General features: G+C 34.5%; 10 protein-coding genes. 1 reads left to right on the top strand and 9 read right to left on the bottom strand.

From position 1 onward, the window contains the following. Positions 1 to 21: 21 nt before the first annotated feature. From MST30_RS09885 to MST30_RS09895, 3 genes are all read right to left on the bottom strand, one after another. Positions 22 to 723 carry a phosphoadenylyl-sulfate reductase gene (locus MST30_RS09885; RefSeq protein WP_243471245.1) on the bottom strand — a complete coding sequence of 234 codons (702 nt, stop codon included), beginning with the start codon at positions 721 to 723 and terminating at the stop codon, positions 22 to 24. An 84-nt stretch (positions 724 to 807) separates the two neighbouring features. Continuing rightward, a complete protein-coding gene (locus MST30_RS09890) occupies positions 808 to 1050 on the bottom strand; it encodes a DUF1456 family protein (RefSeq protein WP_243471246.1) in 243 nt (80 codons plus the stop codon). A gap of 3 nt (positions 1051 to 1053) precedes the next feature. Further along, positions 1054 to 1866, bottom strand: coding sequence for an alpha/beta hydrolase (locus MST30_RS09895; protein ID WP_243471247.1), 813 nt, complete (start codon positions 1864 to 1866; stop codon positions 1054 to 1056). Between the two features lie 141 nt (positions 1867 to 2007). Between MST30_RS09895 and MST30_RS09900 the strand changes: the two genes are divergently transcribed. Beyond that, positions 2008 to 2409 carry a TerB family tellurite resistance protein gene (locus MST30_RS09900; protein ID WP_243471248.1) on the top strand — a complete coding sequence of 134 codons (402 nt, stop codon included), beginning with the start codon at positions 2008 to 2010 and terminating at the stop codon, positions 2407 to 2409. Positions 2410 to 2573: 164 nt separating this feature from the next. Here MST30_RS09900 and uvrB read toward each other — a convergent pair whose 3' ends face one another. The 6 genes from uvrB to MST30_RS09930 all read right to left on the bottom strand — a co-directional run bounded on the left by uvrB (position 2574) and on the right by MST30_RS09930 (position 24104). After that, positions 2574 to 4580: an excinuclease ABC subunit UvrB gene (uvrB, locus tag MST30_RS09905; protein ID WP_243471249.1), complete on the bottom strand. Its 2007-nt coding sequence runs from the start codon at positions 4578 to 4580 to the stop codon at positions 2574 to 2576. Positions 4581 to 4615: 35 nt separating this feature from the next. Further along, positions 4616 to 6970, bottom strand: coding sequence for a choice-of-anchor L domain-containing protein (locus MST30_RS09910; protein ID WP_243471250.1), 2355 nt, complete (start codon positions 6968 to 6970; stop codon positions 4616 to 4618). Between the two features lie 66 nt (positions 6971 to 7036). After that, positions 7037 to 11941: a T9SS type B sorting domain-containing protein gene (locus MST30_RS09915; protein ID WP_243471251.1), complete on the bottom strand. Its 4905-nt coding sequence runs from the start codon at positions 11939 to 11941 to the stop codon at positions 7037 to 7039. 111 nt (positions 11942 to 12052) lie between these two features. Then, entirely contained in the window at positions 12053 to 16915 is a 4863-nt protein-coding gene (locus tag MST30_RS09920; RefSeq protein ID WP_243471252.1) for a T9SS type B sorting domain-containing protein, read from the bottom strand. A gap of 84 nt (positions 16916 to 16999) precedes the next feature. Then, the gene (locus MST30_RS09925; protein ID WP_243471253.1) at positions 17000 to 21835 is read right to left on the bottom strand and encodes a T9SS type B sorting domain-containing protein; all 4836 of its coding nucleotides are present in this window, start codon (positions 21833 to 21835) and stop codon (positions 17000 to 17002) included. A 427-nt stretch (positions 21836 to 22262) separates the two neighbouring features. Then, the gene (locus MST30_RS09930; RefSeq protein ID WP_243471254.1) at positions 22263 to 24104 is read right to left on the bottom strand and encodes a T9SS type B sorting domain-containing protein; all 1842 of its coding nucleotides are present in this window, start codon (positions 24102 to 24104) and stop codon (positions 22263 to 22265) included. Between the last annotated feature and the right edge of the window lie 24 nt (positions 24105 to 24128).

The following is a 24128-nucleotide window of genomic DNA, read 5'->3' on the forward strand; positions in this document are numbered from 1 at the left end:
ACTATTATAGTTGCTCTTTTTTTATAAATGCAAACCACATTCGGTTTTAGGGTTGTTATTCCAACGACCACTTCTATCCTCGCCTGGAACTGTACAATGCTTACAGCCAATAGAATTATAACCTTTAGCTACTAAAGGATGGAAAGGAAGGTTGTGTTCTTCTATAAAAGCATCTCGTTCTTCTTTGCTAACGTCCAAAAGCGGGTAGAACTTTAAAATATTACCACGTTCTTCAAAGATATCCAAGGTTGCTCTGTGGTCACTTTGCCACTCCATTAAACCAGATATCCAAACTTTGTATTTTTTCTTTATGGTTTCCAAAGGTTGAACTTTGTTTATAGAACAACAGAAATCCGGATTTTTTTTCCAGGTTTCATCTTTGGTTGTAAACTCGTGTTCTTCCTTAATTGCAGAAATAGAGGTAACGTTGAGGTTGTATTTTTTCTCTAAAGTAGATTTGTATTTTAGTGTGTCTTCAAAATGATAACCTGTATCAATAAAAAACACTTCTTGTTTATTATTGATGTCTGAAATCAATTTTAACAAAAATGCTGAAGTCGCTGCAAACGAACTGGTGAGCATAATATCAGCAATGTCAAAATCTATATACAATTGCTTTATACGCTCTTGTGCTGATAACGGTTTGTATTTTTGATTAAGTGCTTTTATTTCCTCTGCAGAAATATCTAGCAATGGAGTATAATTTGAAGAGGTATCAAACATGCTAAAAATCAACTTTAATAGTACAATATATGGGCTTAGTTTAAAACAAAAAAATCAAGCGTTTATTTTTGTCAAGTTGATAATTTATTCCTTCTTTTTTTGTGGTTTTGGCATTGGACCTCTTAAATGGATAATTAATCCGTTGAGGAAATTTCTTAGAATCTGATCTCCACATTCCATATATTTAGGGTGATCCTCACGTCTGAAAAAAGCATTAAGTTCACTTTTAGAAATTCTAAAATCTACAAGTTCTAAGATTTTTACAATGTCTTCGTCTCTAAGTTTATGAGCAACTCTTAGCTTTTTAAAAATATCGTTATTTGTCATAATTTAGTCTTGTTTTGTAAATAGCCAATCATAAGCTGCTGCAAAATTTTCTGACCATAATTTCTCATTATGTTGGCCGTCCTTTATAATGTGACTCTCTATTTGATTGTCGTTAACTCCTTTAGATTTTAATAATTCTACCATTCTGTCTAAATCTGGTACCATTGTGTCACTTTCTCTATCACCAACTAAAAAATAGAATTTTGAAGTTGTAGATATGTCAACAGATTTTACTAAATCGTAAATCTTTTCGCTAAACCAAAAAGAAGGTGAAAATACACCAGCTTTACCAAAGGTTTCAGGATATTTAATAGCCGCATAAAAAGATATGAGTCCTCCAAGTGATGACCCGAAAATTGTAGTGTTTTCAGCCTCAGGTTGTGTTCTGTAGGCAACATCTATGTGAGGTTTAAGTGTGTTTTTTATAAACGTAATATAGGTGTCGCCATGACCACCTCCGTATTTTTCATGTTTATAAGGTGTTAACTCATCAATACGCTTTTCGTTACCATGCTCAATACCAATAATAATACTTTCGTTTTGTGTAAGCGTATCTAGGTATTCATCTACTTTCCATTCTCCAACATAGGACGTTTCATCATCAAATAAATTTTGAGCATCATGCATATAAACCACAGGATACGCTTTTTCAGAATTTTTATAATTCTTTGGTAAGTACACCCAAATTGTTTTTAGAGTATCGAGTTGAGGTGCTTCTATAGTAAAAGTTGTAACCTGTTTAGAAGCAGTACTTTGCGCTTCAGTTTTAAAGCAAAATAGTAGATAAAAAATTAATAAAAAATGGCTGAAACGCATGCTATTATAGGCTTTAGAGCTTGATAAAAGTTTAAAATTACCGACTAAGTACATTTAATTTTTCGACAAGATACATTATATCAACGACAATAAAATAATGTACCTCTGTAACTTTACAACGTTAATTAATTCCCTCTACAAATGATCAACCGTGCTGAAAAATTGAGTTTGCTTTCTGAGATGATAGCTTTTGCTCAGACAGATGAAAATATAAAGACTATTGAGTATAACTTCTTATTTAGTATAGCCAAGCAACTGGATATTTCTAAAGAAGACTTTGAATATCTTTTTAAACATCCTGTGACTTATGTGCATTTAAAAACGCATAGTGAGCGTATTGTTCAGTTTCATAGATTGGTACTTTTAATGAATTTAGACCACAAGGTTTCTCCTAAACAGTTGGCAAAGATTCATAATTTTGGATTACGTATGGGCTTGAGCCATGAATCTATAAATAGAGTTTTAGATTTAATGGACAGTTTTCCTAACAAAATTGTTCCTCCTGATTTTTTAATTGATATATTTAAGGTTCAGTATAACTAGTGTGGAGTATTTAGTATAAAGTGTAAAGTGTAAAAATTATGAGTATAAAGTAATTATTGAAGTGAGAAGTGTATAGTAAAAATGATTAATTACACTAGACACTAGACACTAGACACTAGACACTAGACACTAGACACTAGACACTAGACACTAGACACTAGACACTATTTCACTTTTAGCTTTTCTAGTTTTTCTTGATAAGCTGTAATTTCATCTCTAAATTTAGCCGCTTCCATAAAGTCTAATGCTTTTGCGGCTTGTTCCATTTGCTTGCGCTTTTCTCTTATTTTCTTTTCGAGTTGAGCCTTAGTTAGGTATTCGCTTTCTGGTTCTGCTGCTAATTTGGCATCGAGTTCTGTTTTGTATGTGCTAACAGAGTTTTTAGCTAAAGCGCTGTCTAAACTTTTGTTTAATGCCTTTGGTGTTATGTTATTTACTGTGTTGTAAGCAATTTGCTTTTCGCGTCTGTAATTAGTCTCGTCTATGGTTTGTTGCATACTCTTGGTAATAGTGTCTGCATACATAATCGCTTTACCATTTAAGTTTCTCGCTGCTCTACCAACAGTTTGGGTTAGAGAACGATTAGAACGTAAAAAACCTTCTTTGTCAGCGTCTAAAATAGCCACTAAAGAAACTTCAGGTAAGTCTAAACCTTCTCGCAATAGGTTAACACCAACCAAAACATCAAAAATTCCTTTACGTAAATCTTGCATGATTTCAACACGTTCTAAAGTGTCTACATCACTGTGAATATAACGACAACGAATGGCAATGCGTGTTAAGTATTTTACCAATTCTTCTGCCATACGCTTTGTTAATGTTGTAACTAAAGTACGTTCGTCTTTTTCTACACGCTCTTGTATTTCTTCAATTAAATCATCAATCTGATTTAAGCTAGGACGTACCTCAATAATTGGATCTAATAAGCCTGTAGGTCTAATGACTTGCTCAACGTAAACTCCATCTGTTTTTTGTAATTCGTAATCGGCTGGAGTAGCTGAAACATAAATGACCTGATTTTGCAACGCTTCAAATTCTTCAAATTTTAAAGGTCTGTTATCCATGGCAGCAGGCAATCTAAAACCGTATTCTACCAAATTTTCTTTACGACTTCTATCACCACCATACATGGCATGCACTTGCGAAATGGTAACATGACTTTCGTCTACAACCATTAAATAATCATCTGGAAAATAGTCAAGCAAACAGAACGGTCTTGTGCCAGGAGCTCTGCCGTCTAAGTATCTCGAATAATTCTCAATCCCAGAACAATAGCCTAACTCACGAATCATCTCAAGGTCAAACTCAGTTCGTTCTTTAAGACGTTTGGCTTCTAAATGTTTGCCTATATCTTTAAAATAATCGTGTTGTTTTACTAAATCATCTTGTATGTCTCTAATGGCATTTTGCAGCACATCAGGTGAGGTTACAAACATGTTGGCTGGATAGATATTTAGACGATCATAACGCTCAATCACTTCATTAGAATACGGATCAAAGGCTTCAATTTCTTCAATCTCATCTCCAAAAAAATGAATTCTGAACGCATTGTCAGAATAACCAGGAAAGACATCTACAGTATCTCCTTTTATTCTAAAGTTTCCGTTTTTAAATTCGGCTTCCGTACGAGAGTATAAACTTTGAACTAACTGATGTAAAAGTTTGGTTCTTGAAATGACCTGATCGCGCTCTAGTGTGATTACGTTTTTTTGAAATTCAACAGGATTACCAATACCATACAAACATGACACTGATGCAACAACCAGCACATCACGACGTCCAGAGAGTAGAGAAGAGGTTGTGCTCAATCGCATCTTCTCAATTTCTTCGTTTATAGATAAATCTTTTTCTATATAAACACCAGAAACAGGAATATAAGCTTCTGGTTGGTAATAGTCGTAATAGGATACAAAGTATTCAACAGCATTATTAGGGAAAAACTGTTTGAACTCAGAGTACAATTGCGCAGCTAAGGTTTTATTGTGCGCCAATACCAAAGTTGGTCGTTGTACTTCTTCTATGACATTGGCAACGGTAAATGTTTTTCCAGATCCCGTTACACCAAGTAAGGTTTGGTAGCGTTCACCTTGTGTAATGCCACCAGCTAATTGTTTTATAGCTTCGGGTTGGTCTCCTGTAGGTTTAAATTCTGATTCTATCTTAAAGCGCATAGCACAAATTTACGATAAAGATTGGCAGTAATCAATTAACGTTTTAAAGCGAAGTGACCTTTAATTTCGTAGTTTGAAGTGTCTAGTCTAAACTTTAAGATAAACCAATAATCGCTTGAAGGCATAGGATTGCCTTTATAATTTCCGTCCCAACTAAAACCACCAGAATAGGATTGCAGCATTATTTTTCCGTAGCGATCAAAAATCTCTAAGCTTTCAATTTGGTTGAGATTTGTATTGGTGCCAACAATTTGCCAAGTGTCATTAACATCATCACCATTTGGTGTAAAGAATTTTGGGATACCGACTATTGTTATGGTTTCTTCAACGATGCCACAGCCATTCCTATCATTTATATAAATCGTATGCTCACCTTCAGGGACATTAGTAAATACATTGCTTTCTTGGTAAAAGCCATTTATATCGTCTATGGCATAATCGTAAAAGCCTGAGCCAATAACATTAACGGTAATTGTATTATTTGGCGAAATACCTTCAATGGAAATACTTTCAACAATAGCAGTTTCAGATGCATTTACTGTTAGTGTTCGGCTTGATGAACAACCGTTAGGATCGGTTACAATTACCGTGTAGTTTCCGGCTTCATTGATGTCATTAAATGAGGTGTCAACATCTGTCAAAGCACCATTAAAGTACCACTCATAGTAGTAATTGTTTGGTAAATCATTTAAAACTCCACCATGAAGTGTAATAGTTTCAGGAAACGTATTTGTACAATAAATTAAGGTTTCGTCTGCTTCTAATACAGGAGTGTAAAGTACATTCAGATTTGCTGTTGAAATGCTAAAACACTGATTATCGTTTTTAATTTTTACAAAAATGGTTTGTGTATCAGCTGTTATGTTGGTGTAATTATTTGGTAAAGAATTACTTTCGTTTAGCGCATCATCAAGATTTTCAAAATAACTTACTTCAGATCCTGTGGGAATTTGAGCGATAATGGAAGCTTCAATATTGCTCAACGTGAATGTGGCAAATCCATCCATTTCCATGCCATCACAAGCTCCCAAATCTGGAATTGAAATTATAGTATTTGTAGTTTGCAATTCTAGAGCAACAACATCAAAACAATTTGCAGTATTAACAACACGTGCAAATACATTTTGAAAGGCTTCCGTATTTTGAAAACTTATTGGATCAGTTATAGGGTTGATATCATTTAAGGCATCATCCTCCGTTAAGAAGAAATTTGAAACAATTAAATCATTGTTGTTAATGGTTAAATCACTCTCAGCATCAAACAGATTGTAAGTTGTTAAACCATCAGTATCTACATCGCATTCCGTTAAAATTGAGTCTTGACCGAGTGGGACAGGAGCGTATTCGACAATAATGTCTCCGTAGGAAATACAGTCATCTAAAATAGTGACTTCAACGTTGTAAGTTCCAGGTTCTGTTACTGTATAATATCCGCAGTTTAAACAGTTAGGTGTTGTTTCTTGTAAAACACCATCTTTGTACCAACTATATGAACTTAACGAGGGATTATTAGCATTAAGCTCTAAAGTTTCGCCTTCGCACAATGCATTTCCAGTAGCAATAAGTCTGTTTGGACCTAAATCTGTAGATAATTGAAAGCTACCAGCCTCAAGAAAAACAGCTGAGTCGTAACGATAATTTTGCTCGTCTGCAATAACAAGCTTTACATGATATGACTGATTGGGAACCACATTTGCTGTGGCAGTTAAAACAGCTGTTTGACCATTAAAGTTTATTGGTGAATTAGTTCCATTGTATGAGCCGAAGTAGATTTCGTTTTGAGGAGGACAAGATCCAGGAACACCAGGAGTCACAGTTGTTACTTTTACAGGAATAGTAGTGTCCGGTACTAAAGCAATATTCTCGTATTGATTTTGGCTAGTTGTAGGTCGGATTAAAAAGCCAAATAAATCGGAATACTCACAACTATTAGAATTGTTTTCTTGATACTCTTCTGAAGCAAATAAATAACGGAAACTAACCTGTGATGCAACAGCAGTAAAATCGAATTCTAATATTGTGGCATTATAAGTTTGGTTTTCATTTAATGCAGTTTCTAAATCTATGTCTCCAGCCCAATTTGCTGCGTCATCATCACTTAAACTATCGTTTGGACCAGGTACATTTATAAGCCTACCAGTGCTTAAAACTATACCGCTTTCAAAAGGAAAACTTGTTCCTGTGGCATCAAAATAGCCATAGCTTTGATCATTACCTCCAAAATCACCACCAACAACATTGGTTACATTAATATTGGTAATGCAATTACTATCAATTAATATATCTTCTATAAGTTGCTGTGGAGTATAGGTTTGGCTATCTACAACAATATTCTGCGAGTACGTAGATAGAGAAATAAAAAAAGCGACTAATCTTAATATCTGCTTCATCTCAATTTTTAGCGAATGCAAAGATACATATAGATAATATTAAAAAGTGTTAAGTATAGGTTATAACTAACGTTTTAACGCAAAATGTCCTTTAATTTCGAAGTAGTTGTCGTTTTGTCTCACTTTGGCGGTGTACCAATAGTCACCAGCAGGCATAGGATTACCGTTGTATGAGCCATCCCAACCAGGAGAAGTATGTAAGAGCGTTTTCAGCAGTTTGCCGTACCTGTCAAAAATATAGATTACTGTACCAGGAAGCGTTTCGACACCAGTAATATGCCAGGTATCGTACAGACCATCACCATTAGGAGACATATGCTTAGGAGTATCAATCACCAAGACCTCTCTGGTAATCTGAGCGCAACCATTCTGATCAATAATGGTTACGGTATTGTATCCAATAGGCACATTGTAGAAGGTTCCCGAAGTCTGAAACGGCTGGTCGTTTAATTGATAGAGATAATTACCAATACCAGTCACCGTAACGATAATATTGTTAGGGTCGGCAAAATTAACGGTCTCGACAACATCAATTTCAGCAGAGTCAGATTCCGTTACAGAAAATGTAGATGTGGTTTGGCAACCAAATTCATTGGTTACGGTTACAGAGTAAGACCCAATAGATGTAATTTCAATAGAAGAAGCAGTTTGATTTGTAGACCACTCATAGCTATCCAAAGGATTGTTGGTTTCCGCAGAGACGACCAAAGGAAAATCGTTGAGACAAAGCACCTGATCATCAATAGCTACAAAAGGTTTGTCATTTATAATGACCGAAAATTGTGTGGTGCTGAAACAACCCGTCACACCATTATCAACCCTTGCAAAAATAATCTCATTGTTTGAAGCTACATATGGATTGGCTAAGCTGTTGCTGTTTTCAATAACATCAGCTTCAGAAGTAAAATAACTCACTGAGAACTCATCAGGATTTTGACCTAAAAGAATAGAAGCGTCTTGTTGCGATAAATCAACGAGTAATAACCCATCAAAATCATCATCACATTCTACTATGTTATCAGGTTGATTGGCAACAGGAAGTGAATTAACGCGTAATTCAAAAGGATAAACCGCATAACAACCTGTGGTAGTATATTCAACTCTTGCTACGAGATTTTCAATAGTATTTGTATAGATGTAATCTGTACTTAAAGCATTATTATCATTTTCGGCATCGTCTACAGTTTGGTAATAACTGATTAAAACATTGAAGGTATTATCAACCAACAACAAATCAATATCGTGCAAGTCTATAGTATTGGTATCATTATCACAGATATCATAAATACCAAACTGATTGATTTCAGGAGGAGAGTTGACAATCAGCTCAAAAGGAACAACTGAGAAACAATCCGTAGTGGCATTACGAACTCTAGCATACACTGTCTCAGGGCTACTGGTATTTGTATAAGCCATAGGATTGCCAATAGCATTCACATTATTCTGCGCATCAATTTCGGAATTGAAATAAGTAAAGTCAATATTGTACTGTCTACCATCTAAAATGTTGAGTTCAATTTCAGTTAAATTCCATTCAACAGAAGTATCAAAATTATTACCACAAGCCACCAAGGATTGTCCATAAGTTACCTCAGGCAAGGAAAGGGTATTGATGTTAAAAGTCTCAACATTATAGCAACCAGAATTGGCATTTTCAATTCTGGCATATATAATCTGAGGATTCGTTGTTGCCGTGTGATTTAACGCAATGGCATTGGTGCCAACTTCAGCATTTAGAGGTGTTAGGTGAAACGATACATTGAGAGGAGTGGTACTACCAAGTTCAATTTCGTTGATAGTATTGCCAAGGTCAGTTGTTGCCAGACCAGTATTATTAACATCGCATTCAAAAATATCTGTAGGAATATTGTAATCTGGTGTTTCCCTTACCTCAATAACCATAGGAGCTACTTTAAAACAACCGTTTTCAGCTTCATTTTCGAGCCTAACGTAAATAGTCTGAGGATTGGAAACGTTAAAGTAAGGCACTGTTTTGTCAATGGCATTCTCTCTGTCAATGGCATCGTCTTCGGTTTCAAAATAGAGGACTTGCATACCTTGTTGATTGCCGATGATGGAAGCATCATTATCTTCAAAAATAAACTCAGAAGACACGTTAGGATCAACTTCACAATTGATAAAGTTAGAAACGGTATCTAATTGTGGGTCTGCGTAGATGAGGATGTCAAAGTTTAGAATACTAAAACAGTTTTCAGACTCAATTTCAGCTCTTATAAATATTTCCTTGCTTGAGGTGTTGTAATTGCTTGGGTTTGTTATGGCTAAATCTTCATGTAGCTCATCTATAGCATCATCAAAAGACTCATAAAATGAAAAAGTAACATCTGGATTATTCGCATAAAGATCAACTAAAGTATTTTCTAAGTTAATAGTAGACCATAAATCTTGATCTTCATCACAAATTATTAAAGGTTCTGGGTTACTTGCCTCAATAGCAGAAGTAATATTAAACTCTAATGTGGTAATGTCATAACAACCAGTAAATGCATTAGTTGCCCTAATAAATAAAGATTGTCCAATACTTAAATTGTACGTTTCTTCTAATGGGTTGGATAAATTTTCAGCATCCTCAAATGTTTCATAGATGTTTACATTAGCAATAATATTGTAAGTATTTGCAAAATCTTCTCGAATGTTATCAGTAATGGTTTCTAAAATTACGGTTGTAGTATTTGTATTTGGATCTGTATTTCCACAATAATCTATTGAAACAGGATCTAAATTTATTGTAGGAATTACATCAAAATTCACTTTTGAATTTATTCTACATGAAACAACTCCATTAAAAGTATAATAAGCATCTATAAACAATTCATCTTGACTGGTTGCAGTAAAAGGAATAGATTGGTCTATAGCATTAACTCCATTACTTCGGTCGTCTTCTGTGAGGTAATATGCTAAATATACATTTGAGGAATAGTCTGCATCTATATTCTCCAAAAGTTCTTCTCTTATGTCATCAAAGCTGAAATCTTCAATACCATCGTTAGACTGATCGTCGCATTTAGTAATGGTGTTTTCTGGCCCAATAACTTCATAGAGGTAATTTTTGTATAGTCTAAGAGTTACAGGGCTGTAGCAGTTACCATTATCAAAAGACACTGCCAATGGAATAGTAAATGTAGAATTTTGCTCTAAAGTATAGGACATTGGGTTGCCTAAAAACATTAAAGCGTTTAATCTAACAGAGGATCCAGGGAATATGGATGTTTCAATAAGGTCAAAATAACCTTCGATATCAAAAAACACAGGTAGTGTGCTATATGTATAGTCTATATCATCAATAGTTCCCTCAAAATCTGGATCAACACACGCATCTAAGATTAGTGTATCAGTATATAAATCAGGTGGTGTGATATAGTCAAAGTATATATATCCCAAAGAGAAGCAGCTATTGGTTTGGTTATTAAACTCAACTCTTGCGACAATATATGATGGTTCTTCACTAAAACTTGGAAACTCTGTAATTGGATTAACATTGTTTGTAGCATCTTCTTCGTTCAAAAAATAGGTGACAGTTCTTTCTAATTCACCATCGGCCATTATAATATTAAACATATTGAGATTAGAAACACCAGGATCAGCAATAGTATCATTACATACAAAAAGTGAAAAATCACCTGTACTTGGAGTTGCACTTACTGTAACGTTAAAACTTCCAATTTGTAAACAGTCACCATTCAAGCTTTCAATTCTAACAAAAATGATTTCTTCCTGTTCTGTGTTTTGGTATATGCCAACCAGAGGGTTAAGGTTATTTTGAGCATCATCTATACTTAAATGATAAGAGATGTTATAATTGTTAGAAGGTAACTCAGCTAAAATCTCATCATTTTTTAATAACGGAAAATCAAACTGATAAATCCCATCGCTAGGTGCAGGATCACAGACAGAGAGGTCTTCAATAGGCGCAGCTTCTTGATAAGGGATGATCTCGATCTCAATGCTATCTTCTAGTACACAGTTGTTCGTAGAACTAGGAATGGAAATTTCAACACTATAAGAACCCGATTGGTCAGCCAGTAGTGTAGGATTGGTTTCACCAGTAATGAGATTACCATCTAAAAACCATGAATACACAGCCGAAGGATTGTCAATCTCGGCATCTAAGGTTAAGTTACTACCACACACCGATTGGTCTGGTCCAAGATCTATAGAGCCACCAAAACCTTCTGCTTCAATAAATACGGCAGAATCAAAACGTTGGTCGATATGGTCAGCAATTACAAATTTAATTTCATAGACCTCGTTAGGTATAACTTCGGCATTAGCCATTAATACGGTAGTTTGACCATTGAAGTTAGTTGCAGGCAGGTTATAGCCCTGAAAATAATCTTCGTTAACAGCCTCACAAAATCCATTGATGTTTGGGTGAATGGTATAGGTGCTTACTTCGGTAGTTGTATCTGGAACCAATGCAATGTTAACAAAAGGGTCAGCACTACCAGCAGGTCTTATGAGAATAGCAAATACATCTTGAAAATTACAAGGGTATTCTTGCTGGTATTCATCTGAAGCGAATAAATATTTAAAAGCTACAAAGTTATTAGCGGTACTAAAATTAAACTGAATGGAAGTAGCATTGAGTGTTCGGTCAATACCGAGAACGTTCAACACATCAGGATCGGTTTCCCAATTGATATTACCATCATTAAGATTGTCTGTTATAACCGAGTTACCAGCATTTGTTATGCTTCCTGTAGATAAAACGATACCGCTTTCTAAAGGAAAACTGGAAGTACCTCTGTCAAAATTTCCATAGCTTATGATATTGTTTACGCTACCATTATAAGGTGATGAAATATTGTTTACAGTAGCACAATTGTCACCTACCAAATTTTGGATAAGTTGTTGCGGAGTAAGTGTGTTGTCCGTAACAATCTGTTGTGAAAACAAAAAGTTTACAAATAACAAAAAGAGGAGAAGAGTATGTGTTCTATTCCTTGTCATAGCTTTTTTTTAAGGAGTAAAACAGTGCTACTATAATAATCCTATAATCAAAGATAGAAAAAATCTAATGTTTTCTTTAATATCGATAAATAATTTACTGTATGTGTGTATTTAACGTTTTAAAGCAAAATGCCCTTTAATTTCGAAGTAGTTGTCGTTTTGTCTCACTTTGGCGGTGTACCAATAGTCACCAGCAGGCATAGGATTGCCGTTGTATGAGCCATCCCAACCAGGAGAAGTGTGTAAAAGGGTTTTTATAAGCTTACCATACCTGTCAAAAATATAAATTACTGTACCAGGAAGCGTTTCTACACCAGTAATGTGCCAGGTATCGTATTGGCCATCACCATTAGGAGACATGTGCTTAGGAGTATCAATCACCAAAACCTCTCTAGTAATCTGAGCACAACCATTCTGATCAATAATGGTTACGGTGTTGTAACCAATAGGCACATTGTAAAAGGTACCCGAAGTCTGAAAAGGCTGGTCGTTTAATTGATAGAGATAATTGCCAATACCAGTCACCGTAATGATAATATTGTTAGGGTCGGCAAAATTAACGGTCTCGACAACATCAATTTCAGCAGAGTCAGATTCTGAAACCGAAAATGTCGACGTGGTTTGGCACCCAAATTCGTTAGTAACCGTTACAGAATAGGATCCAATAGCTGTAATCTCAATTGATGAGGCGTTTTCATTGGTAGACCACTCATAGCTATCCAAAGGATTGTTAGTTTCGGCAGAGACGACCAAAGGAAAATCGTTGAGACAAAGTACCTGATCATCAATATCAACAAAAGGTTTGTCATTTATAATGACCGAAAATTGCGTAATACTGAAACAACCCGTCACACCATTATCAACCCTTGCAAAAATAATCTCATTGTTTGAAGCTATATATGGATTGGCTAAGCTATTGCTGTTTTCAATAGCATCAGTTTCAGAAGTAAAATAACTCACTAAGAACTCATCAGGATTTTGACCTAAAAGAATTGAAGTGTCTTGTTGCGATAAATCAACGAGTAATAACCCATCAAAATCATCATCACATTCTACTATGTTATTAGGTTGATTGGCAACAGGAAGTGAATTAACGCGTAATTCAAAAGGATAAACCGCATAACAACCTGTTGTAGTATATTCAACTCTTGCTACGAGATTTTCAATAGTATTTGTATAGATGTAATCTGTACTTAAGGCATTATTATCATTTTCGGCATCGTCTATGTTTTGATAATAACTAATCAAAATATTAAAGGTGTTATCAACCAACAACAAATCAATATCGTGCAAGTTTATAGTATTGGTGTCATTATCACAGATATCATAAACACCAAACTGATTGATTTCAGGAGGTGAGTTGATAATCAGTTCAAAAGGAACAACCGAGAAACAATCCGTAGTTGCATTACGAACTCTGGCATACACTGTCTCTGGACTGCTAGTATTTGTATAAGCCGTAGGATTGGCAATAGCATTCACATTATTCTGAGCATCATCTTCGGAATTGAAATAAGTAAAGTCAATATTGTATTGTCTGCCATCTAAGATATTGAGTTCAATTTCGGTTAAATTCCATTCAACAGAAGTGTCGTAATTATTACCACAAGCAACTAAGGATTGTCCATAAGTCACCTCAGGCAATGACAGTGTGTTGAGGTTAAAGGTTTCAATACTATAACAACCGGAATTGGCATTTTCAATTCTGGCATAGATAATCTGAGGATTCGTTGTTGCTGTGTGATTTAGCGCAATGGCATTAGTACCAATCTCAGCATTTAGAGGTGTTAGGTGAAACGATACATTGAGAGGAGTGGTGCTACCAAGTTCAATTTCGTTGATTGTATTGCTAAGGTTTGTTGTTGCCAGCCCAGTGTTATTAACATCGCATTCAAAAATATCGGTAGGTATATTGTAATCTGGTGTTTCTCTCACTTCAATTACCATAGGAGCTACTTTAAAACAACCGTTTTCAGCTTCATTTTCGAGCCTAACGTAGATGGTCTGAGGATTGGAAACGTTAAAGTAAGGCACTGTTTTGTCAATGGCATTCTCTCTGTCAATGGCATCGTCTTCGGTTTCAAAATAGAGGACTTGCATACCTTGTTGGTTACCTATGATTTGAGCGTCATTATCTTCAAAAATAAACTCAGCAGGCACGTTAGGATTGACTTCGCAATTGATAAGGTTGGAAATGGTATTTAACTGTGGGTCTGCGTAGATGAGGACGTCGAATCGAAATACGGTAAAACAGCTCATTCCGTCAATCTCAGCTCTTATGAATATCTCTTTTGTGTCTGTAGTATAGTTTTCGGGATTTAAAATAGGATTTATATTATCTGCTGCATTGTTATAACTTTCAAAGAAAGAGAATACGAGATTATCAGTTCCGTCTGTAATTTCTGGAATAACACTCAGTAGATTAACATTGTAAAAGCCATCTTGATCCTCATCACATACAACAATAGGATTAGGATTTACCGCATTTATAGAATTGGTTATGTTTACTTGAGCTGTCGTAAAGTTATAACATTGATTAGGAGAAAAAGTATCTGTAACTCGTACATAAAATTGCTGCTGGTCTCCATTTATGTCATACTCTTCTTCAAGGCGATTTTCTTGGTTTTCTGCATCTTCTTGAGTTAAGTATAACTCTACAGTTGTGGCCGAATTTAAGCTTGTATTTAAACTTAAACGAATTTCGTCAATCAACGATGGAATTGAGACCGTTGTGGTATTTGTATCCAAGTTGGTGTTTCCACAATAATCTATTGTTACGGGTTGTGGATTAAAAAGTGGTTCAATTTCAAAAGATATTTTAGAATTATAAAAACAATCACCATAAGTAGACCTAATAAAAATACTTTGGTTATTTGCTACTGATATTGTAGAACTAGGATCTATAGCATTACTTAGTAGTGTTCTGTCTTCTTCGGTTTCGTAATACGTAAGTTCTATGTCATCATAACCATTTTTTAGATCTTCAGTAATTTCAGCTAAATCTATATCAATAATTCCATCATTAGAAGCATCGTCACATTGAGAAATTAGAGTCTCTTCCCCTAAAACATTAAATAATAAGTTTTTGTGAATCTCTATGGATATGGTTTTTGGACAATTTTCATCAACATATCTAACAGTGATAGGCAAATTAAATACAGGGTCAGAAACATGTAAAATTGGGAAGTTAGGATGGTCTAATATTCTTAATGCTAATATGGCTTCATATTCTGGATTAGCATCTATATAGGCATCTCTCATATCAATAGCATTATAATCTGTTGTTAAGCTGTAATAGTCTACAGTTTCGCCATTTACTGTTTCGTTATAATTAGGGTCTATACAATGATTTATAATAACATTACTTATCTCTGGTGATGATACATAAGATAAATTAACAGGTACAATTGATGGGCAACTATTAAAATCACTTTCTACGCGAGCAAAAAAGGCGTCTGGTTCATTCTCAAAGTCAGGAAAATCTGTGATAGAATTTATAGTGTTTATGGCATCATCCTCAGTTTCGAAATAGGTAACAGTAGTATTATGCTGATAGTTAGATACGATAAAATCTAGAGCGCTTAGATCTGTGAAGGTTATTTCTGTTATGGTACCATTGCAAACTTCAACAGTAATTTCATTAGTTTCAGGTGATAAGTATACTGAAATATTAAAACTTCCAATTTGTAAACAGTCACCATTCAAGCTTTCAATTCTAACAAAAATGATTTCTTCCTGTTCTGTGTTTTGGTATATGCCAACCAGAGGGTTAAGGTTATTTTGAGCATCATCTATACTTAAATGATAAGAGATGTTATAATTGTTAGAAGGCAACTCAGCTAAAATCTCATCATTCTTCAATAACGGAAAATCAAACTGATAAATCCCATCGCTAGGTGCAGGATCACATACAGAGAGGTCATCAATAGGTGCTGCTTCTTGATAAGGGATGATCTCGATCTCAATGCTATCTTCTAGTACACAGTTGTTCGTAGAACTAGGAATGGAAATTTCAACACTATAAGAACCCGATTGGTCAGCCAGTAGTGTAGGATTGGTTTCACCAGCAATGAGATTACCATCCAAAAACCATGAATACACAGCCGAAGGATTGTCAATCTCGGCATCTAAGGTTAAGTTACTACCACACACCGATTGGTCAGGCCCAAGATCTATAGAGCCACCAAAACCTTCTGCTTCAATAAATACGGCAGAATCAAAACGTTGGTCGATATGGTCAGCAATTACAAATTTAATTTCATAGACCTCGTTAGGAATAACCTCGGCATTAGCCATTAATACGGTAGTTTGACCATTGAAGTTAGTTGCAGGCAGGTTATAATAACCCTGAAAATAATCTTCATTAACAGCCTCACAAAATCCATTGATGTTTGGGTGAATGGTATAAGTGCTAACTTCGGTAGTTGTATCTGGAACCAATGCAATGTTAACAAAAGGGTCAGCACTACCAGCAGGTCTTATAAGAATAGCAAATACATCTTGAAAATTACAAGGGTATTCTTGCTGGTATTCATCAGAAGCGAATAAATATTTAAAAGCTACAAAGTTATTAGCGGTACTAAAATTAAACTGAATGGAAGTAGCATTGAGTGTTCGGTCAATACCGAGAACGTTCAACACATCAGGATCGGTTTCCCAATTGATATTACCATCATTAAGATTATCTGTTATAATAGAGTTACCAGCATTTGTTATGCTTCCTGTAGATAAAACGATACCGCTTTCTAAAGGAAAACTGGAAGTGCCTCTGTCAAAATTTCCATAGCTTATGATATTGTTTACGCTACCATTATAAGGTGATGAAATATTGTTTACAGTAGCACAATTGTCACCTACCAAATTTTGGATAAGTTGTTGCGGAGTAAGTGTGTTGTCCGTAACAATCTGTTGTGAAAACAAAAAGTTTACAAATAACAAAAAGAGGAGAAGAGTATGTGTTCTATTCCTTGTCATAGCTAATTACAAAGGACTTGCTTTAAGTCCTTTATAATCAAAGATAGGAAAAAGCTTATGTTTTCTTTTAGATTAACTAACTATTTAACGACGTATGGCGAAATGCCCTTTAACCTCAAAAGATTGATTGCCTCTTGCTACGTTAGCAACAAACCAGTAATCACTTGCAGGAAGTTTTAGACCGTTTAATGTACCATCCCAACCAGGACTATCGTGTCTTAAAGTTGCGAGATGCTTACCATAACGATCAAAAATATGAATAATGGTTCCAGGTAATGTTTCTACACCAACAATATGCCAAGTATCGTAGTGTCCATCACCATTAGGAGACATATGTTTTGGAATATCTATTACTAAAACGTCTCTTGTAACTTCAGAACAACCATTTAAATCGATTATAGTCACAGTATGATAACCCATACCTACATTATCAAAAAAGTTAGATTCTTGTGGCTCACCATCATCTAATTGATAGAGATAATTTCCAATACCACTAATAGTTACTGTGATGTTATTTGGGTCTGAAAAGTCTATAACTTCTGTAGCCTCTATAGTTGCAGCTTCAGATTCTGCCACACTAAATACTCTTGTGTTTTCGCAACCAAACTGTGTAGTAACAGTAACCCAATAGGTTCCAATTTCTGGTATAGTAATTTCTGGCGTAGTTTCACCAGTAGACCAAATATATTGATCTGTAGGGTTGTTGGTGTTTGCAGAAACAATTAATGGTAAATTATCTAAACAAATCACTTGATCTTGAATATCTATAACAGGTAATGGATGAATAATAACCAAAAACTGAGTTACAGCGTAGCAGCCAGTTGCGTTATTTTCAACTCTAGCATATATTATTTCAGAATCAAAAGCTATGTAATCTGTGTCTACAGCAGATAAATTAGTGTTAGCATCATCTTCAGAATTATGGTAGGTTATTGTGAAATTAGAAGGGTTTTGCGTGCCTAGTATTTCAGCATTTTGTTGTGTTAAATCAAAATCTAACAATCCATCATAATCATCATCACAAGCCTCTAAATTGGTTGGTTGATTGGCAATAGGAAGTGGGTTTACTTCAAGGTTAAATTCATACACCGTAAAACAATGCGTTGTGCTGAATTCAGCTCGCGCAAACAGTGTATCGTTATTGGTTGAATATGTGTAATCAGTACTTAATGCATTTTCGTTAGCATAGGCATCGGCTTCATTTGTGTAATAACTGAATAGCACATTAAAGCTTTCATCCATAATAACTTCATTAATCTCAGTTAAGTCGAAACTATTATTTTCATTTTCACATATATTGAAAGACTGAAAATCATTAATAATAGGAGGCATGTTAACACTTAAATCTATTGGCACTAACACATAACAGTTAGAGATGGTGTTATTTATTTTAACATATACCGTTTGAGGATTGCTAGTGTTGGTATAAGCTTCTGGATTGGAAATAACATTACTGTTAGCTTCAGCATCCTCATAGTTTTCAAAATAGTTGATTTCTATATCGTCTTGTCTTACATCTAAAATGTCAAATTCGGCATTGGTTAAATCAAACTCAGTAAACCCATCATAATCTGTATCACAACCAATTAAAGGTACTGAAGGATTAACATCTGGTACTTGTACAACATTTAATTCAAAAGAAGTGATAGAATTACAAATTGTTCCATTATCAATTTGAACAAAAATAGTCTGTGGGTTTACAGTGTTAGTATATTCGAGAGGTAATGGGTCTATACTGTTTTCAGCATTATTTAATGAGGTGTAAAACGTTACACTTAAGTTGTCTGAAATTCCGTCTGATATTTCTGTAATCTTAGTTGATAAATCAAAAGTTTCTGAACCATCGTTAGATATATCGTCGCAAACAAACCAATCTGAAGGCTCGTTATAGACTGGGTTTGTACCTACTTCAATAATAAAACTAGAAGTGCCATAACAATCTTCATCTGTTAGATTTTCAACTCTTACAAAAATGGTTTGAGGAGTCGTAATATTTTGATAGGCTACATCTTTATCAATAGCATTGGTTCTGTTATCGGCATCTTGTTGATTTAAATAATAGGATACCACTTTGCCAGATTGACCATTTAAAATCTCAGCATCTTTTGTGTTGAAAATAAAGTCTGCAAAACCATCGCTACTATCCTCACAGATTTTGTAATTATCAATAGCTGTAAAAACAGGTAAAGTGTTTACTGTAATACTCAAGGTTTCAGTAGAATGACAACCAGTATTTGTGTTTTCTACTCTAATGTAAATGGTTTCGGTTTGCGCATTATATATGCTTTCGTTGGTTATGGCATTACTGCCATTATCCGCATCGGTTTGGTTGGTGTGAAAACTAATTTGTCTATCAGTTGTGCTACTAACTACTTCAGGAATAATATCTAATAGATTGATGGTAAATAATCCGTCTTGATCATTATCACAAATCACAATATCGGAAGGAGGAGAAGTAACAGGAGCTTCTAAAACCGTAATTTCAAAAAAGTTAATATCGGAACAACCTGTTTCGTTTGAAGTTATTCTTGGATAAACTGTAAACGGGTTTGAAGTATTAGTGTAAAAGTTTGGAAGAACATTTGTATTGTTTCTGGCGTCATTTTCTGTTAAAAAGTAAGTAACGCTAAATCCATCTAATGCATCTGTAACTTGTGTGTCAAATTGAGATAAATCTGTTGTTGTAAAACCATCCTGGTCTTCATCGCAAACGGTTTGACTTATTATGGATTCAAACTCATAGACAGGAATTAAAATTAAATCTATTTGCTCTACATCATAGCAGGTAGCACTACTTAATCCTAAATAAATAGTTTGAGGATTACTAGTTGGTATAAATGGTGTGGTTTGGTCTAATGCATTTACCTGATTATCTCTATCGTCTTCAGTTAAGTAGAATTCAACAGAGATGGCAAATTCATCTGGTAAATCATTTATAATACTTGTTGCAATACCTGAAAAATTAAATTCTTCAACTCCGTCATTGTCTATATCGCAAAGAGAGATATCATCAATATTTGTAGCTGTTAATAATAAGTTGGTGTGCAGTTCTACTGGTGTCACAGAGGCACAGCCAGTAGTATTATTTTCAACTCTGATATATACAATCTGTTCTTCAGACGTAATATTAGTGTAATTAGTATCATCTGCAATAGGGTTGCTTCCTGTTAACGCATCTTCGTTAGTTTCATGAAATGTAACAGTAACACCTGTTAATCCTTCTAACACATCCGGAATTATACTTGTTAAATCAAAACTGGCAAAGCCATCATGGTCTGTGTCGCAAGCATCAATGTAATGATCATCTGTATTTATAACAGGATTATCTAAAACGGTAATATCTAAACTTGTAGTACTGATACAACCAGTAAATTCATCTCTAACACTTACAAAAACCTGCTCGTTAGTATTTGTGTTTACATAAGGCATTGGTAATGGATTTGTACCAATTGATGCATCAGCTAGTGTACTGTGATAAGTAACTATTAGATTAGTAAGACCATTGGTAATCTCGTCATTTTTTATATTAAGGTCAATGGCAGTAAACCCATCTGCAACCTGATCATCACAAACATCTAATGGTGACGGATTGTTGATATTGGGTAAAGGATTAACGGTTAAATTAATAGTAGAAAAAGCCAAACATCCATCATTTGTGTCCTCAATTCTTACATATATGATTTGTGGATTTGAAGTGTTTTGAATTGGAGTATTGATACCGTTAATACCATTTTGTGCTTCAGTATCAGAAAAGTGATACGATATGTTATAGTTTGAATTTGGAACAGAAGCTAAAACTTCGGCATCTTTTGTTGATAAATCAAACGTTTCTATACCATCGTTACTAGTGTCGTCACATATTTCATAATCCGATATTGGGTCTGAAGATTGTGTTGAACTTAATGTAAGGCTGATATCATCTTCAATAACACAAGAGCTTCCAGAGAGTGGAATCTCTACTTCAACACGATAATTACCCGTAACTGTAGCATTAAGTGTTGTTTGGTTTTCACCAGGAATCAACACGTTATTAAAATACCAATTGTAGGTTGCTTGTGGATTACCAATATCACCATCTAAAGTGACTTCACTCGCACAGGTTGAAAAATCTTCACCTAAATCTACAGTAGCATTAAAACTATTACCTTGAATAAAAACAGCAGAGTCATAGTTCTCGTCCGTTTGGTCGGCAATAATTAATTTTATTTGGTACTCAACATTGGGTTGAATGGTTGCTGTTGCAGACATTACGGTTGTTCTACCATTGTAATTAGTATCTCCAAGACTGTAGCCTTCAAAATATTGTTCGTTAGAAGCTTCGCAAAAACCTACTATTTCTTCATGAACCGTATTGGTGTTTACTGGTGTTGTAGTACCAGGAACTAAAGCAATATTAGTATAAGGTGTATTGGTGCCAGCCTCTCTTATTAAAAAGGCAAATCCATCTGAATATTGACACGGAAAATTACCAAAATACTCTTCTGAAGCTAAAATGTAATTAAATTGAATTTGATTAGATATTGAAATAAAATTGAACTCTAATGAAGTAGCATTTAATGTGCCTGATATACCTAGTGCAGTTTCTAAATCAGGATCGGTTCCCCAATTGCTATTTCCTTCATTCAAGGTAGCTGTATTTTGGCTGTTTCCAGCCGAATTAGCATTTCCTGTACTTAAAACAATTCCATTTTCAAAAGGAAAATTAGATGTGCCTCTTTCAAAATACCCATAACTTCCTAGACCGACTGAACTACCGTTAGATGGTGAACTAATATTTGAAACTTCTACACAGCCTTGTATAAGATTATTTTCAATTAAATTTTGTGGACTGATGGAATTATCTACAGTAATTTGCTGTGCATAAGAAAAGCTACAAATAATGCATAGGTATAATAAGAGGGAGCGATTTATGTAATCCATAAGTTAGGTTAAGTTTACAGTGTACACTTAGTTATCATTTTGGGGCTGATAGATATGTACTTCTAAGTGTGAAAAATAACCGTATTAAAGATTAAATACAAAAAAACACGACGAAATACATTAAATGTTAACATATTTAGGTGTTTTGTATATTAAATCTCACAAAAAAGACCTCAAAAAGAGGTCTTTTTCCCAAATTGAAATTTCGAAAACATTACAGCCTCAACAAATAATGTTTCTTAACCTGAAACTCCATATTGTTGTTTTCCTATCAAGGAAAAACATAGCTTTCGATAAATAAAATGTTAAGAGGGAAATGTGTACGACGTTAAAAGGGAAATCGAAATCGATACACAGAATTTAAAATTAAATGAGGATTTTTTTATCTGCAAATGAAAAAGACAAACGGATAAAAATCTTAACAATTTTAGTAATTTACGTACACCCAACCTACCATTGGTCGATAGTTGGGATCATTGAGATATAGAATGTAATAGTATGTGCCAACAGGAACAGTTTTACCGTGATTGTTTAAACCTCTATTTATTTTTCCAAACCATGGTTTTTCATTATTACCTTCAAAAATAATATCACCATAGCGGTTATAGATTTTTAGTTGGTGCTCTGTAAAAATGTCGTAAAGTCCTTGTATGTTGAACCAATCATTAAAGGTGTCGTCGTTAGGCGAAAAACCATTTGGAACATAAGGCGGACAATTTTCTGTAGAAAGTTGAAATTGATATATTTCATAACATGGAGGGCTTTCTAACCTTACATAAATGGTTTCAGGATTTGAGGTGTTATTATAGTTTGATGGTATTAAAATAGAATTAGCTGCTGTTTCTAAATCTTCTAGCGATTGATAAAAAGAAATATTGTCTTCGTCATATTCTAGATTAACCAATGCCTCATATAAATTATAAGTTGAAGTTTCAAAACCTTCATTGCAACCTATAAGGCCTGGTAGAGTTATGATGTCTGGTATAACTAATAATTCAATATCAAAATAGTTAATATTGTTGTTTTCGTTGGTTTCGGTTACCACTCCAGACATGCTGCCATCGTCATCAACAACGGCTGTTATGGTTAAATTAGGATTAGAGTCTTCAGGTTCTGTTACAATAATAGTATTAGACTCAGATTCGCCAATATTTAAATCGTTTACGGTTTGGCTTTGTCCAATGAGAAGACCATCTAAATAAAATGCAATAGGTGTATTGGCAGGTAAAATATCTGTACTATTAAAGTTATTAACGGTGTAGAATAATTCAATACTACTGTTTCCGCAATTTACTATGTAATCATTGACTTCTATTGTGGCATCTGGTAATTGGCTGTTGAGTACTGTAATAATATTGTTCAGAATTATAAGGTCTGCACTAAAACCTCCATTTTCATTTATGCCTCCTGTAGTCAATTTTATAGATACAGAAGTATCTCCAATACTTATATTGTTTTCTAGGTCGTATACATCTAAATCGGCATTATAAAATGTGGTAGAGTTTGCAAAGGTGTTGGTGCCGTTAAAAGCATTATCCGCAAGGTTTAAAGGTGGATTAGAAATAATATTATCATTAATTGATAAAGACTCTCCATAGTTAAGACTATTATCACCTTCCCAAGCCAGAAAACCTATTTTGGCACCTTCATTATCAATAACATCAATATTATTAAGAATAATTTCTTTTTCCTGTACATTTCGGTTAATAATTTCTAGACCTTGGTATAGGTTAACTTGATTTAAAGGAAGGTTATCATTTTGATAGATAACATAAATACTCCAACCACCAAAATTTGTTCTGTTATTACAATAGCCAGGATTAGACATTAAGTCTGCACTTATATCCATGTCTGAAAACACATAGTTTCCATTACCATCATTAAGCACTAAATCGGTGATGTCTGCATAGCATGAAAAATACTCTAATTGTCCGTTAAAAACATCACTGTAAGTCACGGTATATATCTCTTCACTAGAAATTGGTGTTCCGTTTAGGGTAACTTCAGTATCACCAAATCCTGAGCCAGCCCAATACAAATATGCTTTTATAATTTGATTGTCTGTGTCTAATGAAAGGTTAGCACTAGAGGATTCTAAAAGAGAGCAAAAACTCTGATCTATATTATTTTCTGCCTGATTTAAAGTGTTACCAATAGCCGTATAGTCATATCTGCCATTAAATTGTTCAAACAGAGAAATATCTTGAGCTGATAATGGCAATACCAAGCCTAACAAGAGCAGATTGAGTATGTAGTATGCTTGTTTCAAATAGCTTGGATTGGTTTATCTAAA

It is taken from the genome of Winogradskyella sp. MH6, assembly GCF_022810765.1.
In the GTDB taxonomy this organism is placed as follows: Bacteria; Bacteroidota; Bacteroidia; order Flavobacteriales; family Flavobacteriaceae; genus Winogradskyella.

Excerpts from the sequence above, each read along its gene's own strand:
- MST30_RS09890 (WP_243471246.1), bottom strand. The coding sequence starts at position 1,050 with ATGACAAATAACGATATTTTTAAAAAGCTAAGAGTTGCTCATAAACTT.
- MST30_RS09915 (WP_243471251.1), bottom strand. The coding sequence starts at position 11,941 with ATGACAAGGAATAGAACACATACTCTTCTCCTCTTTTTGTTATTTGTA.
- MST30_RS09900 (WP_243471248.1), top strand. The coding sequence starts at position 2,008 with ATGATCAACCGTGCTGAAAAATTGAGTTTGCTTTCTGAGATGATAGCT.
- uvrB (WP_243471249.1), bottom strand. The coding sequence starts at position 4,580 with ATGCGCTTTAAGATAGAATCAGAATTTAAACCTACAGGAGACCAACCC.
- MST30_RS09920 (WP_243471252.1), bottom strand. The coding sequence starts at position 16,915 with ATGACAAGGAATAGAACACATACTCTTCTCCTCTTTTTGTTATTTGTA.
- MST30_RS09895 (WP_243471247.1), bottom strand. The coding sequence starts at position 1,866 with ATGCGTTTCAGCCATTTTTTATTAATTTTTTATCTACTATTTTGCTTT.
- MST30_RS09885 (WP_243471245.1), bottom strand. The coding sequence starts at position 723 with ATGTTTGATACCTCTTCAAATTATACTCCATTGCTAGATATTTCTGCA.
- MST30_RS09910 (WP_243471250.1), bottom strand. The coding sequence starts at position 6,970 with ATGAAGCAGATATTAAGATTAGTCGCTTTTTTTATTTCTCTATCTACG.
- MST30_RS09925 (WP_243471253.1), bottom strand. The coding sequence starts at position 21,835 with ATGGATTACATAAATCGCTCCCTCTTATTATACCTATGCATTATTTGT.